Origin of the sequence: Nocardia sp. NPDC050712, from assembly GCF_040654295.1 — a bacterium.
Lineage (GTDB): Bacteria > Actinomycetota > Actinomycetes > Mycobacteriales > Mycobacteriaceae > Nocardia.
Map to the genome: position 1 here is coordinate 941,996 of NZ_JBFAHT010000004.1, position 13,937 is coordinate 955,932.

Consider the following 13,937-nt stretch of genomic DNA (forward strand, 5'->3'; position numbering starts at 1 on the left):
ACTCACCCCGTAAAACTGATCGCCGCGTTGAAACCCCAGAACACGATGGACAGCACCATGTCGATGGCGATGATCGATACGAAACTGGCCCGCACCGCCCGCCCGGACGCGATGCCGACACCCTCGGGACCGCCGGTGGCGAAGAAGCCGTAGTAGCTGTGCACCAGGATCACCACGGTGCCGAAGATGGCCACCTTGAGCACGGCGGCGATCACGTCGAAACCGGAGACGAACTGGAAGAAGTAGTGGTCGTAGACGCCCGCCGACTGCCCGTGCACCAGCGTGATCAGCCCGCGGCAGGCGCCGTAGGACAGGATCAGCGCGATCAGGAAGGTCGGGATGATGGCCAGCGCGCCCGCGATCACCCGGGTTGTCACCACGAACGGCACCGAGCGCAGGCCCAGCGACTCGATCGCGTCGATCTCCTCGGAGATGCGCATGGAGCCGATCTCGGCGGTGATCCGGCAGCCCGCCTGCGCGGCGAAGCCCACCGCGGCGGCGATCGGGGCCAGCTCGCGGGTGGTCGCGTAGGCCGAGACGACGCCGGTGACCGGGCCCATGCCGAGCATGTCCAGCGTCGCGAAGGACTCCACGGCCACCGAGGCGCCCATCACCAGGCCGAGCACGATCATCATCGGCACCGTGCCGCCGCCGACCACGATGGAGCCGCGGCCCCAGGTCATGTTGGTGATGGCGCGCATGGTCTCGGCGCGATAGCGCTTGAGGGTCAGCGGGATCGCCGAGAGCACCTGCCAGACGAAGACCGCGATGAAACCGAGCATGTCGGCCGCGCGCATGACCCGGCTGCCGCGCCGGAAATAGCGCGCGACCCAGCGCAACCCCTTCGGGGTGTAGGAGGAGGTCGTCATCTAGGCCAGCTTCGTGGGTAGGAACATGGCGGTGACCTGGGTCATCGCCAGATTCACGATGACGATCGAGACCACCGAGAGCACCACGGCCGCGTTCACGGCGTCGGCCACGCCGCGCGGCCCGCCCTTGGCCTCCAGGCCGCGCTGGCAGGCGATGATCACCACGAGGAACCCGAAGATCAGCGCTTTGAGCAGCGAGACCCACACGTCGGCGGTGGTGGTGAAGGAGCCGAAGGTGGCCCAGTAGCTGCCCGGCGTGACGCCCTGGCCCGCGATCGCGACCGCGTAGCCGGCGAGCACGCCGACGAAGATGATGAGGACGTTGAGCAGCGGCGCGACGATCAGCATGGCCGCCATGCGCGGGATCACCAACCGGTTGATCGGGTTGATGCCCATGGTGTGCAGGGCGTCGATCTCCTCGCGGATGGTGCGCGCGCCGAGGTCGGCGGCGATCGCGGCGGCGCCCGCGCCGCCGAGCAGGAAGCCGGTGGCCATCGGGGCGCCCTGCTTGATGACGCCGAGGCCGCCGGTCGCGCCGAGCAGCGAGTCCGCGCCCAGGGTGTGAATGAGATTGCCGACCTGGATGGACACGATCACGCCGAACGGGATCGCGATCAGGATCGCCGGGATGGTCGTCACCGTGATCAGCCGCCAGGCCTGCAGGATGGCCTCGCGCCACTGGAATTTGCCGCGCGCGATGTCGCCGGCGGCGCCGGTCACCGATTCCTCGGCCATGCCCACGGCACGGCCGAAGGTGCGCAGCGAGGACACCACGGTGTCGGAGAAGTTCTTGCGGACCACCTGGACCGCGGAGTCGCGGCGCTTTTCCGCCCGCAGGCGTTCGAGTTGGGCCAGCGCGGTAGGGGTATCCGGGGTCATACGCGAGTTCCGTGCCCCACGCCGATGGCACGGGTTGTGTCGAAGTTCATCAGGTATCTCTCCGAATCCGGCAGCAATGCCAACTCAAGCAAGCTAATAGGTACTCTAGGTCACAACAAAATCGCGCCTGTGTGACGCTGGCCACTTACTCACGGGTTCGGGCACCATTCGAGTTATTCATGAAGCGCATCACAGGACGTTCACGAAAGCGATAGAGACCACAAATGCGCAGCACAACACCCTTTCTGCCATTTCTCGCGGCATCGCGCAACAAGGACTGAAGTCGGAAATGCGGCATCCGGCGGCGGCGGCCGCAACCGAGCCGGAAGACTTCTGAGAGTCAATTTCAGTTTGCCGCGAGATTGCCTTCCCCTCCTACAGCAAACACTCTTCCGCAGTGCCACCATCGAGCCATTTTCGCGATATAGCTAATTCTCAGCTATTAACGTCGGACCGATGCAGCTACGGCTCTGTCACGCAGTTCTGCTCGGTGCCGCGATTCTGCCCGCCGCGGCCGCGTGCGGCTCCTCCGCACCAGCCGAATCCCCAGCGAAAGCCTTCGAGGTGGACGTCGCGCACGAGACCATGCGCTGCACCGAGACCTCCGAGCAGCGATGCCTGCAAATCCGCCGCGACCCGAACGGGCCCTGGGAGCTCTGCTACGACGAGATCGACGGCTTCGACCACGACCCGGGCTATCGATACCACCTGCGGGTCGAGCCGGACCCGGCCGGGCAATCCGCGCCGGACGCGGCGCGCTGGCAGCTGGTGGCGGTGCTGGACAAGCAGCGCGTCATCCCCGAACCGGCGGAACCGCCCAGCAATATCGGCCTCGACGGGCCGGGCCTGACCGGTGGGCGCCGAGGGCTGGGCACAGTGCCCGGCCGCGCTGGGCACCTGAACGAATTCCGTTGAATCGCAATATCTTCGCGTGACATGCGTCATAGGGTCCGAGCCCAGGTATGGAACCTACCCGCACGTCAGGAAGTACCCCGCATGCGCACCACTCCCCTCGCCCTCGCCGCCGGCACCGCCGCGTTCTACCTGTTCGCCACCGGCGCCGCCCACGCTGGGCCGATCACCTTCGCCGCCAAGGTGGATTCGCCCTCCGGCGGGTCCTTTCCGTCCTGGGGCCCGGGCCCGTCGCCGGGCGGCACCGTCGGCGCGGACTTCAACGGCGACGACATCATCGACATCGTCGCGGCCGACTTCCAAGGCGCCGGGCCGATTCTCATGGCCGGCAAGGGCGACGGCAGGTTCAACACCGGCACCCGGGTCGGCGATGTCGGCATCGGCTACGGCGCGGTCGCCGCGGGCGATCTGAACGGTGACGGCGCCCCCGATGTGGTGGCGCAGGCGTGGACCTTCGTGGCCACCTTCCTCAACAACGGCGACGGCACCTTCGCCGCGCCCAAGAAGGTCACGACACTGGAGGGAGCCCAGCAGGAGGTCGCGGTCGCCGACACCAACGGCGACGGCAAGGCCGACGTGCTCAGCCTCGCGCCCGCCGGGGTCAAGACCTGGTTCGGCAAGGGCGACGGCGGCCTGGATTCCGGCCCGACCAGCATCATTCCCGGCGTCGCCGCCTCGTTCACCCTCGGCAGGTTCAACGCCGACAACCGGATCGACTTGGCGGTGAACAACGATGTGCTGCAACAGGTGCACGTCTTCACGGGCAAGGGCGACGGCAGTTTCCAGCTGCGCGGGGCGAGCACCTCGGGCCTGATCACCGAGGCCGTGCGCGCCGGTGACTTCAACGGCGACGGCATCGACGACGTGATCACCGCCGACTCCTTCTCCTTCAGCACGACCCTGCTGACCTCCAACGGCCAGGGCGGCTTCTCGAAGACCGACCGGGTAGCGCTGTCCGGACTCGGGCCGACCGGTATCGCCGTGGGCGACTTCGACCGGGACGGGAAACTGGATGCGGCGATGTCGGCGGTGCTCAACTCGAAGATGGTGGTGCTCAGCGGAAAAGGCGACGGCACCATCGCCAAGGCCGGCGATTTCGGGGTGACCTCGCAGCCGCAGACGCCGGTCGTGGCCGACTTCGACCGCGACGGCAAGCTCGACATCGTGGTCGCGGGCAGCGCGAACGCGGTGTCGTTCCTGAAGAACATCTCCTGACGCCGAGGCGTCATAGAACCACGCTATGACGCGCTCTTCAGGGCGATCGCGTACAGGTCGCGCGCCGGTCCGGTCGGGCGCTGGCCCTTCGGCCACACCGCGCGCAGGCTGCGGCTCAGGTCCAGGTCGGCCACCTCGGGGGCGACCAGGGTGCCCGCGGCGATGTCGGCGGCCACCGCGAGCGAACTCAGCACCGAGACACCGACTCCGGCGGCGACGGCGGTCTTGATCGCGGTGGTGGAGGACAACTCCAGCGCCACCGTGGGCTGCCAGTCCGGCACCGCACGGGTGAGCACCCTTTCGAACAGTGTTCTGGTGCCGGAGCCGGGCTCGCGCTGGATCAGCGCGGTGGCCGCGAGCTCGGCGCGGGTCACCGACCCGCGCCGAGCCCACCGGTGCTGCGGCGCGACGACCACCAGCAGCCGGTCCCGGGCCACCACATGACTTTCCAAGCCGCGGAAGGCCTGTGGGCTCTCGATGAACCCGATTCCGGCCTTGCCGTCGAGCACCGCCTGGGCCACCTCGACGGAGTTCCCGGATTCCAGCGCGATGGTGACCTCGGGTGCGGTGAGCCGCATCGTCATCAGCCAACCCGGGAACAGGTATTCGGCGACGGTCTGACTGGCCGCCACCCGCAGCCGGGAATCGCGCTCGGCCCGCAGGGCGTCGATCCCGGCGTCCAATTGCCCGGCGGCGTCGACGACCTGGCGCGCCCAGGCGGCGATCAGCGCGCCCGCCGGCGTCGGCCGGGAGCCGAGCGTGGTGCGCTCCAGCACCGGTGTCCCGACCAGTTTCTCCAGGTAGCGGATGCGCGAGGAGGCCGAGGGCTGGCTGATCCCGTGCACCTGCGCGGCGCGACCGAGGCTGCCCAGCTCGATGACCGAGAGCAGCAGATCCAGCGCGGCCAGATCGGGGACGCGCGGCGAGAGAGGCATAGAACCACTCTATGCATGCATAGCTACGCTGCGGCTACTCGGCAGCGCGCGCGGCGGCCAAGCTGGAGTCATGACCGCCACCCTGACCTCGCGTCCAGCGCCCGCCCGGCGCCTGTTCGGCGAGCTGGACCGCGACTCGCTGCGTCACCTCGGACCGAACTGGTTCGCGGCAGTGATGGGCACCGGCATCGTGGCCAACGCCGCCGCCCTGCTGCCGCTGCAACTCCCCGGCCTGCGCGGCGCGGCCACCGTGGTCTGGGCCGGCGCCGCCGCGCTGCTGATCGGGCTGACCGCGGCCTACGCGATGCACCTGATCCGGTTCCCGGACAACGCGCGCGCCCACCGGCACAGCCCGATCATGTCGCAGTTCTTCGGCGCACCGCCGATGGCGCTGATGACCGTCGGCGCAGGCGCACTGCTGCTCGGCCAGGACGTGATCGGGCTGGGCGCCGCCGTCGCCGTCGACTGGGTGCTGTGGAGCGTGGGCACGGTCCTCGGCCTGCTCACCGCCTTCGCGATCCCCTACCGGATGTTCACCCGGCACCGGGTCGAGCCCGATGCCGCGTTCGGCGGCTGGCTGATGCCGGTCGTACCCCCGATGGTCTCCGCGGCCATGGGCGCCCTGCTGGTCCCGCACACCCCCGCGGGGCAGGCCCGGCTGACCATGATCATCGCCTGTGTCGCCATGTTCGGCCTGTCGCTGATCGCCGCGCTGGTCACCATCACCATGATCTGGTCGCGGCTGGTGCATTTCGGCGTCGCCAAGGGCGCGACGGTGCCGACCCTGTGGATCGTGCTCGGCCCGCTGGGCCAGTCGGTGACCGCCGCCGGCCTGATCGCGAACGCCGCGCACGGCGCGCTGCCCGACCTCTACGACAAGGGATTGCTGGTCTTCTCGGTCATCTTCGGCATCGTCACCTGGGGATTCGCCATGCTGTGGCTGGCGCTGGCGATGGCGGTCACCTATCGGACCTACCGCGCCGGCGAGCTGAACTTCAACCTGAGCTGGTGGGGGTTCACCTTCCCGCTCGGCACCTGCGTCACCGGCAGCACCGTGCTCTATTCACACACGCACGCGTACCTGTTCGCCGCGACCGCGATCGCGCTGTACGCACTGCTGGTGAGCGCCTGGGCCCTGGTGGTGGCGCGGACCCTGCGGGGGCTGTTCAGCGGAGCGCTGCTGGCGCCCGCGTACTGAGCCATTCAGTCCAGCAGGGGGAAGCGCCCGGATTCCAGCATGCCGGTGATGGCCCGCAGCTTCGTCTGCGGGGCAGCGTAATCCGGGTGCACGCGCAGGACGGCCGCCGCGTCGTGCAGGCGGATCATCTGGGCCTCGGCGTCGACGACCGTACGACCGCCCACGCCGATCCGGTGCGCCGCGTACACCGGATTGTCCCGATCGATCCGGCCCGACCGCAGCGCCTGATCGATCCGCCGCGAGCAACGGCATCGAGCCTGCTCGCTGACGACCCCGCAGGTCGCCGTCAGGAAGGTGCCGATGCGTTTCTTGGCGCGCTCCAGGCGTTTTCGATACGCGGCCGGGCCGATGCCGAGGATGTAGGCGGCGTCGGCCGAGCTGAGCTCGAAGACTTCACCGAGCACGAAGGCGACGCGTTCGTCGCGGGCCAAGCACTGCAGCATGGCCTGGCTGCAGCCGAGCCGGACCTCACCGGAGAGCAGCGCGGCGTCCGGGCCGCGATAGTCCTCGTCGGCCAGCCCGTCGGACAGGCCGGCGGCGAACTGGTCGAGGTCGAGGTCGATCCGCTCCTGCGGCGAGCGGCGGCGCAGGTTGATCAGATAGTTGACCCCGACCCGGTAGGCCCAGGTCAGTAGCTTGGCCTCGGCCCGCCAGGAGCCGAGGCGGCCCAGGACGCGCAACAGGATCTCCTGCGTCGCGTCCTCCGCGTCGGCGGGGCGGCCGGTCATCCGAAGGGCCAAGCGGTACAGCGGATCCTGCAGGCCCCGGACCACCTGCGCGAGCGCGGCCTGCTCCCCCGCGACCGCGCGCGCGACCAACGCGATTTCCGCGTCCCGGTCCGCGTCCTCGGTGCCTGCACTGTCCACCCCACCATTGTCCCCGCGCTCTCGCGGCTGTGCCGCTCAGGATATTTCGGCCACCCCGACCAGCGCGTGCTTGTCCAGCCAGGTCACCAGCGCCGCGCCGATCTCGTGCGGGCGATCCTCCGGCGCGTGGTGCTTGGCCGGTGGGATCTCGACCTTCTCGGCGTTCGCGAACGTGGTCACGGCCCAGTCGACGGCCGCGGCGGTGCCGCCCTGCCCGTTGGACAGGGCCAGGATCAGTTTCGGGAACTCCGGGGCGCCCGCCAGATAGCGGCCATAGTTCTCGATCAGGGCGACCACGTCGGCGGGCGCGCCGTCGAGCGGAATCTCCCTGGGCCAGGCCAGCAGTGGCTTGCGGGAGGCGGGCGTCGGATAGGGCGCGCGGTAGACCTCGTGGTCGGCCGGGGCCAGGTCCGTCACCTGCGCGGGCAGGTTGAACTCGATGAACATGTTCTGCTCCAGCACCATTCGCTCGCCCTCGGCGCCGCGGTATTTCGCGAACAGCTCGCGGGCCTGCGGCGGCATCTCACCGGCCGTGCCCGGCCGCAGGAAGGTCTCCAGGACCGCCAGGCCACGCACCCGGCCGGGATGCCGTGCGGCCCAGTCCATCGCGAGCGCCCCACCCCAGTCGTGGCCGACCAGGACGACCTGCTCCAGATCCAGCGCGTCGAACCAGGCATCGAGGTAGCGGGCGTGATCGGCAAAACGGTAGGGACTGTCCGGCTTTCCGGAGTCGCCCATGCCGATCAGGTCCGGGGCGAGCACCCGGGACCGGTCCGACACGTGCGGAATCACGTTGCGCCACAGATACGACGAGGTGGGGTTGCCGTGCAGGAACACGATCGGGACGGGGCCCGATCCGGTGTCGGTGTAGGAGATGAAGGAATCGAGAACGTCGACGGTCTTCACGATGGAATGTCCTTTCTGTCGCTTACACCTGGTTTCGACACAGCTTTCCGGCCCGCTGTGACAGCATTGGAGGTGACGTGCGTCACCAACTGTGCCTAACCTCATACGCGGCATTGCCTTTCGCCGTGGCAGCAGCGAGTTACCTTGACGCCGTTCGCGATTGCAGGCGTTAGGAAGAACTGATGAAGGTCACGGCCCCACGGCTGTCTCTGCTCGGCCGTGCGGCCGGGCTGTGCGTCGCACTGGCCCTCGCCGCCGGCTGCGGCCAGGCGACCCAGCTCGGCCCGGCGGCACCCAATGCCCCGGCCGCTCCGCTCGGTTCGGCCGCCGAGATCAACGACCTGGTGGAGAAACTGCAGGTCGGCAAGGAAGCCGCGATGAGCGGCTACGAGCGCGAGAAGTTCCCGCACTGGGACACCAACAAACCCGAGCACGGCTTCGCCGCCGAATTCACCCAGTACGCCAAGTGCACCACCCGCGAGGTGATGATGTTGCGCGACGCCACCGGCCCGGTCACCCTGGATCCGAAGACGTGCAAGATCACCGTCGGCAAGGGCGGCGGCTGGCAGGACGAGTACGGCTTCCTCGACAGCAAGACCGGCAAGCTCAAGCCGTACAAGTTCATGACCGACCCGGCCTCGGTCGACGCCGAGCACATCGTGCCGCTGGCCGAGGCGTGGCGTTCGGGGGCCGCGTCCCAGGACGAGGACACCCGTCGCCGCATCGCCAACGACAACCTGAACCTGGAGGCCTCGGACCCCTCGGCCAACCGTTCCAAGGGTGATCAGGATGTTGCGAATTATTTGCCACCGGGCACTTTCCGGTGCGCCTATATCGATCGATACGTCCGGGTGAAGATAAAGTACGCACTGACCGTTGATTCCGCCGAACAGTCCGCCCTGCGCACCGCGGTCGCGGACTGTGTCTCTCGAGGAGAGTTCAAATAAGCGACATCATCGAGATTCCCGCCAAGGCCGCCGTCATGACCGAAGAGGAGGGCACCGTCTCCGGTGAGCTCGACGTCACCGTCGACGATGCCGGAAAGGGCCTGGTCCGCTACCGGGGCAACGAGAAGTGGTACACCATCGGCAATATCGAGGCCGAGCCGCCACGGACCTGGAAGACCGCCGCCGAGCTGGCCGCCGCGGTCAGCGCCGTCAGCGGCGAGAAGGACGCGGCGGGCAACACCGTTCCGTTCGAGGCCTGACCCTCAGGTAGTCACCCGGTGCCCGGCGCCTTCGAGCACCGCGGTGGCTGCCTCGAGTTTGCTCTCGGGGACCAGCACCAAGTCGGCGTGATAGGTGGAGGCGACGAACACCGCGATCTTCGCCTCCGCCAGCGGGCCGATCAGGGCCGCCAGCATGCCCGGCACGTCCAGCCCGTGCGCCGACGCGCCGCCGTAGAACCCGACCCACTTCTCCGCGTCCACCCAGGGCGGCGCGTCCCGGACCACGGTGAGCCCCTCCGGCGCCCGCACCAGCGCGATCCACTCGTCGTCTTCGGGAAACGTCGCCTCCGGGAAGTGCTCGATCACGAACCGTGAGGGCACGACGTTCAAACGCTGCGACATTCCGCCACCTTAGAACCAGCTCACGACATGGTGATGACCACCTTGCCGAACGGATCACCGTCGGAGAAGTAGCGGTAGGCCGCGGCCGCCTGCTCGAACGGGAAGGTGCGGTCGATGACCGGGCGCAGCCGATGCTCGGTGATGGCCTGGTTCATGGCTTCGAAATGAGTACGGCTGCCGACGGCGATCCGGCGGATCGAGAGGTAGGAGCTGCCGAACGGATTGCCGTCGCCCGCGGTGAGTTCCGGTCCCGGCAGTGCGCCGATCAGGGTGAGCTGGGCGTTGTAGGCGCCGGCGGCCACCGATTTCGGCAGGGTCGGCATGCCGACGGTGTCGATGATGTGGTCGGCCCCGTCGCCCGCGGTGTGCCGGGCGACTTCCTGCTCCCAGTCCGGGGTGTCGGCGCGCACGATCACCTCGCCGGCGCCGAGTTCGCGCAGGCGCTCGGCCTTCTCCCGGGTGGAGGTGACGGAAATGACTCGGGCGCCGAGCATTACGGCGTGCTGCACCGCGAACAGTGCGACCGTTCCGGAACCGACCGTCAGCACCGTCTGTCCGGGCCGCACCGGCACCGGGGTGGTGAGCGCGGCCCAGGCGACGACGCCCGCGCAGGTCAGGGTGGCGGCCTCGGCGTCGGTGAGGTGCTCGGGCACGTGCACCACCGGATCCTCTTCGAGCAGCGCGTAGGTGGCGAGCATGCCGTGGTGATTGGCGCCGTACTGCTCGGCGGCGTGCGCGAGCCGCTGCGGGCCGTCGACCCAGCGCAGGAAGTACGTCGCGGTGACGCGGTCGCCGGGGGCGGCCCGGGTTACCTTCTCGCCCACGGCGATCACCACGCCGACGCCGTCGGACAGCGGGATCACCCCGGGTGTGGCGGGCAGCGGGTAATGACCGTCCATCAGCATGAGGTCACGCCGATTCAACGATGCCGCACGAACTTCGACGAGTACCTGGTGCGGGCCGGGCTCGGGCCGTTCCTGGTCGCTCGCCTCGAGGCCGAGTCGGCCCCGGGACGGATCCAGATGGTAGGCAAGGCCGTTCATGGAAGTCTCCTTCGCGCCGGGGACCGGCGTCGATCGTGGTGGGTTGGTCAGCCGATGTATTGGCTGTCGAGGCGAATGCGCCCCTGCTCGTCGAGGGCGATGACGTCGTAGCCCGCGCCGGCCACCGCGCCGTCGGCGCCGACCATGTCCCAGCCCAGGCCGATCAGGCCGGTCGAGAGGCGGGCGACAGCGCCGCGGGCGGCGAACCGGTGCCCGGGGGCGACGAACATCTCGTAGGCGCGGGTCACGCGCCGCTCCACAGCGTCGAGGCCGCGCACCGCCACCGGCGGGATCGGGAAGGCCAGCTCGGCCAGCGCCTCGCGCATCGCCTGCGGCGGGTCGATCAGGAGCTGCATGCCGTCGGCGGCCCACAGCTCATGGATGCGCTTGCGCCGCAGTTCGTTATCGGCTTCGTTCCACATCGCGACGTAGCGCTCGGCGAAGGCGGTCAGGTCGTGGTCGGTCAGATCGTTGCTCATGGCAGCGAGCTTGCGGCAGCGGCTGCGGCCGTGCGATTCCCTGCAGGGAATGGTGCGCCCGCACCGCGCGCCGCACACTGGGCTCATGACCACTGTGGAGGCGACCGGATTCGCGCGCCAGCTCAAGCACTGGCGCACGCGGCGGCGGGTCAGCCAGCTAGATCTCGCGATCCGGGCCGAAACCAGCCAGCGCTATCTCAGTTTCCTGGAGCAGGGCCGATCCCGGCCCGGCCGCACCATGGTGGTGCGGCTGGCCGAATCGCTGGAGCTCTCGCTGCGCGAACGCAACGACCTGCTGCTGGCTGCGGGCTACGCGCCGGTGTTTCCCGAATCACGCCTGGACACACCGGAGTTGGCGCCGGTGAAGGCGGCACTGGAGCGCATTCTGGAGGGGCATATGCCCTACCCCGCCGTCGTCATCGGCCCGTACGGCCGGCTGGTCGCGGCCAACGCCGCCTTCGATCTGCTCGCCGGGCCCGCCGCACCGCACCTGCTGCAACCACCGATCAACGTGCTGCGCTTGGCATTACACCCGGAAGGCCTGGCGCAGCACGTGCTCAACCTGCCGGAATGGGGCCGCCACATCACCGAGGCGCTGCGCGGGCGCGCCCTGCGCAGCCCCAACCCGACGCTCGACGAACTCATCGCCGAGCTGGAAAGCTATCTGCCCGAGACGAATCCGGGCCCGGACCACCTCGGCTTCGCGGTGCCCCTGCGGCTGCGCTGCCCCGAAGGCGAACTGCAGCTGATCACCACCATCACCTCCTTCGCCACCGCGGTCGACATCACCCTGGCCGAACTCCACCTCGAGGCGTTTCTCCCCGGCGACGACTACACCGCCGACTACCTGCACCGCCGGTACGGCGACCGCCCGCGCGAGTAGCCGGAATCACCAGGCGCGGGCGGCGGTGCGCAGGTGCTGGATGACCTGTTCGACGTGCGGCGCGGACGGGCCCGGGCGGCGCACGAGGAAGCCCGTATTGATGGGTGGGTCGGCGGGGTTCAGGAGCGGGACCAGGGTGCCCGAGGCCAGGGCGGCGGCGCAGAGATAGCGCGGCAGGACGCTGATCCCGGCGCCGGCGGCGACGGTCGCGGCCACGGCGCGCAGGTCCGAGACGATGACGGCGGGCTCGGCGCTCAACCGGACGCCGAAGACGTGGCGCCAGTATCGGCGCAGGATCGGCAGGTCGGCGGCGTAGCTGAGCAGCGGGAGGCCGGCCAGGACCGCGGGACCGTCGGCGGAGAGCCGCTCGAGATCGAGGTGCGCGGCGACGGCAGGCGCGGCGACCAGGACGAATTCCTCGTCGATCAGCGCCTCCGCGACCATGGCCCGCCCGCGCGGGCGGATGGTGGAGATCACCAGGTCGTGCTGACCGGCCCGCAGCCCGGTCAGCAGTTCCTCGGACAGGCCCGTGCTGACGGTGAGCCGGATGCCCGCCGTGATCAGCGGCGCCAGCGCCGGAAGCACCTGGGCGGCAAGCATCTCGGCCGGCCCCGCGAGCCGCACGGGTGGTTCGAGCGCGGCTTCGGCATGCGGTGCGCGGCCGATCGCGTGTTCGAGCGCGTCCAGCGGGCCGGCCACGCGCGCGGCCAGTTCGGCCGCGGCGGCGGTCGGCGTCACCCCGCGCGGCAGCCGCTCGAACAACTGGTAGCCGAGCCGCTTCTCCAGGGCCTGCACCTGCGCGGTCACCGTAGGCTGGGAGAGACCGACCAGGCGGGCGCCCGCTGTGACCGTGCCCGCCCGATACACCGCCAGGAATGTCCGCACCTGCGTCAGATCCAGGGCACCATCGGTTTCCCTATCGCTCACATCGGAAAGTCTATTGGCGAGTCGATAGGTTCGGTTCCTAGGGTCGATAGCGACACCCTCGACGAAAGGCTCTCCCCCTATGGCCAAGATCCTGTTCGTGCTGACCGGCGCCGACCACTGGACCCTTAGCGACGGCACCACCCACGCCACCGGCTATTGGGCCGAGGAGTTCCTCGCGCCCTACCGCGCGCTCACCGCCGCGGGCCACGACATCGTGGTCGCGACCCCGCAGGGCACCGTGCCCCCGGTCGATCAGGGCAGCCTGACCGCCGATTCCAACGGCGGCCAGGAGCAGGCCGACGCGGCCGCCGCCGCGATCGCCGCCACCCCCGAACTCCAGCACCCGATCCGGATCACCGACGCGGTCCTGGACGACTACGCCGCGGTCTACTACCCCGGCGGCCACGGCGCGATGGAAGATCTCCCCACCGACCAGGCCTCGGGCGAGCTGCTGGCCGCCACTCTCGCATCCGGCAAGCCCTTGGCCATCGTCTGCCACGGCCCGGCCGCGCTCTTGGCCGCCACCGCGGCCGACGGCACCTCGCCCTTCGCCGGTTACCGCCTCACCGGCTTCACCAACGAGGAGGAAACGGCCGCCGGTTTCGCCTCGCGCGCCCCGTGGCTGCTCCAGGATCGCCTGGTCGCCCTCGGCGCCGATTTCCGCGACGCCGAGCCCTGGGCGCCGCACACCGAGGTCGATCGCAACCTCTACACGGGCCAGAACCCCGCGTCGTCGGCTCCGCTGGCCGAGGAATTGCTGAAGGCCTTGGCCTGAGAGAATGGCCGGATGCCTGATCTGCTGTGGGATGACGTCCGGAGTTCCCTCGACCCCGCGACCGCGGGCGAGCTGCCCGACCTGCGGGTAGCCGACACCTCGGTGGCCGACTGGCAGGCGTTGTTCGAGCTGATCCGGTCCAGCGGCTGGACGTGGGAGTACACCGAGGACGAGGTCCCCGCCGACCTGCCGACCGCCCAGGCGGTGCTGGACCGCTCCGAGGACGCGCCGATGCCCGCCCTCGAGGTCCGGCCGGTCCCGGATGTGCTGATGGTCTTCCGGCCTTGGGCGGCGGAGTCGATCGATTTCGACGTCGACCTGCGCGAACTCCAGGGCCAGCGCGGCCTGGACCTGCTGTGCGAGTTCCTCGGCACGATCGGCCGGCACCTGGGCAAGACGGTGACGATGGTCACCGAGGACGACCGGCCCGTGCTGGCCTTCGACCCCGCGGCCGACCGGGTCGTGGTGCCGGCCTGAGCG

17 protein-coding genes are annotated in these 13,937 nt (G+C 69.5%); 8 read left to right on the forward strand and 9 right to left on the reverse strand.

Annotated elements, in window-relative coordinates:
* Positions 1–2 precede the first annotated feature (2 nt).
* Together AB0H76_RS32405 and AB0H76_RS32410 are read right to left on the reverse strand one after the other, a co-directional pair.
* Entirely contained in the window at positions 3–869 is an 867-nt protein-coding gene (locus AB0H76_RS32405) for an ABC transporter permease (protein WP_357330832.1), read from the reverse strand.
* Positions 870–1,748 (reverse strand): ABC transporter permease, encoded by an 879-nt coding sequence (locus tag AB0H76_RS32410; protein ID WP_357330833.1) that lies wholly within the window; start codon positions 1,746–1,748, stop codon positions 870–872.
* Between the two features lie 456 nt (positions 1,749–2,204).
* On the opposite strand from AB0H76_RS32410, the gene AB0H76_RS32415 reads away from it, so the two are divergent.
* On the forward strand, positions 2,205–2,663 hold the full coding sequence (locus AB0H76_RS32415) for a DUF4377 domain-containing protein (protein WP_357330834.1): 459 nt from the start codon (positions 2,205–2,207) through the stop codon (positions 2,661–2,663).
* Between the two features lie 81 nt (positions 2,664–2,744).
* Positions 2,745–3,875 carry a VCBS repeat-containing protein gene (locus AB0H76_RS32420; RefSeq protein WP_357330835.1) on the forward strand — a complete coding sequence of 377 codons (1,131 nt, stop codon included), beginning with the start codon at positions 2,745–2,747 and terminating at the stop codon, positions 3,873–3,875.
* Between the two features lie 23 nt (positions 3,876–3,898).
* On the opposite strand, the gene AB0H76_RS32425 is transcribed toward AB0H76_RS32420, so the two are convergent.
* Positions 3,899–4,810 carry a LysR family transcriptional regulator gene (locus tag AB0H76_RS32425; protein ID WP_357330836.1) on the reverse strand — a complete coding sequence of 304 codons (912 nt, stop codon included), beginning with the start codon at positions 4,808–4,810 and terminating at the stop codon, positions 3,899–3,901.
* Between the two features lie 70 nt (positions 4,811–4,880).
* Between AB0H76_RS32425 and AB0H76_RS32430 the strand changes: the two genes are divergently transcribed.
* On the forward strand, positions 4,881–6,008 hold the full coding sequence (locus tag AB0H76_RS32430; protein WP_357330837.1) for a TDT family transporter: 1,128 nt from the start codon (positions 4,881–4,883) through the stop codon (positions 6,006–6,008).
* A gap of 5 nt (positions 6,009–6,013) precedes the next feature.
* Here AB0H76_RS32430 and AB0H76_RS32435 read toward each other — a convergent pair whose 3' ends face one another.
* Entirely contained in the window at positions 6,014–6,874 is an 861-nt protein-coding gene (locus tag AB0H76_RS32435; protein WP_357330838.1) for an RNA polymerase sigma factor, read from the reverse strand.
* A 36-nt stretch (positions 6,875–6,910) separates the two neighbouring features.
* On the reverse strand, positions 6,911–7,780 hold the full coding sequence (locus AB0H76_RS32440; RefSeq protein WP_357330839.1) for a haloalkane dehalogenase: 870 nt from the start codon (positions 7,778–7,780) through the stop codon (positions 6,911–6,913).
* A 182-nt stretch (positions 7,781–7,962) separates the two neighbouring features.
* Here AB0H76_RS32440 and AB0H76_RS32445 point away from each other — a divergent pair, with 182 nt between their 5' ends.
* Both AB0H76_RS32445 and AB0H76_RS32450 read left to right on the forward strand, forming a co-directional pair.
* Positions 7,963–8,727 (forward strand): HNH endonuclease family protein, encoded by a 765-nt coding sequence (locus tag AB0H76_RS32445; RefSeq protein WP_357330840.1) that lies wholly within the window; start codon positions 7,963–7,965, stop codon positions 8,725–8,727.
* Positions 8,728–8,762: 35 nt separating this feature from the next.
* Positions 8,763–8,987, forward strand: a complete 225-nt coding sequence (locus tag AB0H76_RS32450) for a hypothetical protein (RefSeq protein WP_357330841.1) — start codon at positions 8,763–8,765, stop codon at positions 8,985–8,987.
* Positions 8,988–8,990: 3 nt separating this feature from the next.
* Here AB0H76_RS32450 and AB0H76_RS32455 read toward each other — a convergent pair whose 3' ends face one another.
* The 3 genes from AB0H76_RS32455 to AB0H76_RS32465 are packed head-to-tail and all read right to left on the reverse strand — an operon-like array spanning position 8,991 to position 10,872.
* Positions 8,991–9,350 (reverse strand): ACT domain-containing protein, encoded by a 360-nt coding sequence (locus tag AB0H76_RS32455; protein ID WP_357330842.1) that lies wholly within the window; start codon positions 9,348–9,350, stop codon positions 8,991–8,993.
* 20 nt (positions 9,351–9,370) lie between these two features.
* Positions 9,371–10,393 (reverse strand): NAD(P)-dependent alcohol dehydrogenase, encoded by a 1,023-nt coding sequence (locus AB0H76_RS32460; RefSeq protein WP_357330843.1) that lies wholly within the window; start codon positions 10,391–10,393, stop codon positions 9,371–9,373.
* A gap of 47 nt (positions 10,394–10,440) precedes the next feature.
* The gene (locus AB0H76_RS32465) at positions 10,441–10,872 is read right to left on the reverse strand and encodes a hypothetical protein (RefSeq protein WP_357330844.1); all 432 of its coding nucleotides are present in this window, start codon (positions 10,870–10,872) and stop codon (positions 10,441–10,443) included.
* 85 nt (positions 10,873–10,957) lie between these two features.
* On the opposite strand from AB0H76_RS32465, the gene AB0H76_RS32470 reads away from it, so the two are divergent.
* Entirely contained in the window at positions 10,958–11,755 is a 798-nt protein-coding gene (locus AB0H76_RS32470; RefSeq protein WP_357330845.1) for a helix-turn-helix transcriptional regulator, read from the forward strand.
* 6 nt (positions 11,756–11,761) lie between these two features.
* Here AB0H76_RS32470 and AB0H76_RS32475 read toward each other — a convergent pair whose 3' ends face one another.
* Positions 11,762–12,682: a LysR family transcriptional regulator gene (locus AB0H76_RS32475; protein WP_357330846.1), complete on the reverse strand. Its 921-nt coding sequence runs from the start codon at positions 12,680–12,682 to the stop codon at positions 11,762–11,764.
* 79 nt (positions 12,683–12,761) lie between these two features.
* On the opposite strand from AB0H76_RS32475, the gene AB0H76_RS32480 reads away from it, so the two are divergent.
* Together AB0H76_RS32480 and AB0H76_RS32485 are read left to right on the forward strand one after the other, a co-directional pair.
* Complete coding sequence (locus AB0H76_RS32480) at positions 12,762–13,457, forward strand: type 1 glutamine amidotransferase domain-containing protein (protein WP_357330847.1); 696 nt, start codon at positions 12,762–12,764, stop codon at positions 13,455–13,457.
* A 12-nt stretch (positions 13,458–13,469) separates the two neighbouring features.
* Entirely contained in the window at positions 13,470–13,934 is a 465-nt protein-coding gene (locus AB0H76_RS32485) for a hypothetical protein (protein WP_357330848.1), read from the forward strand.
* Positions 13,935–13,937 lie beyond the last annotated feature (3 nt).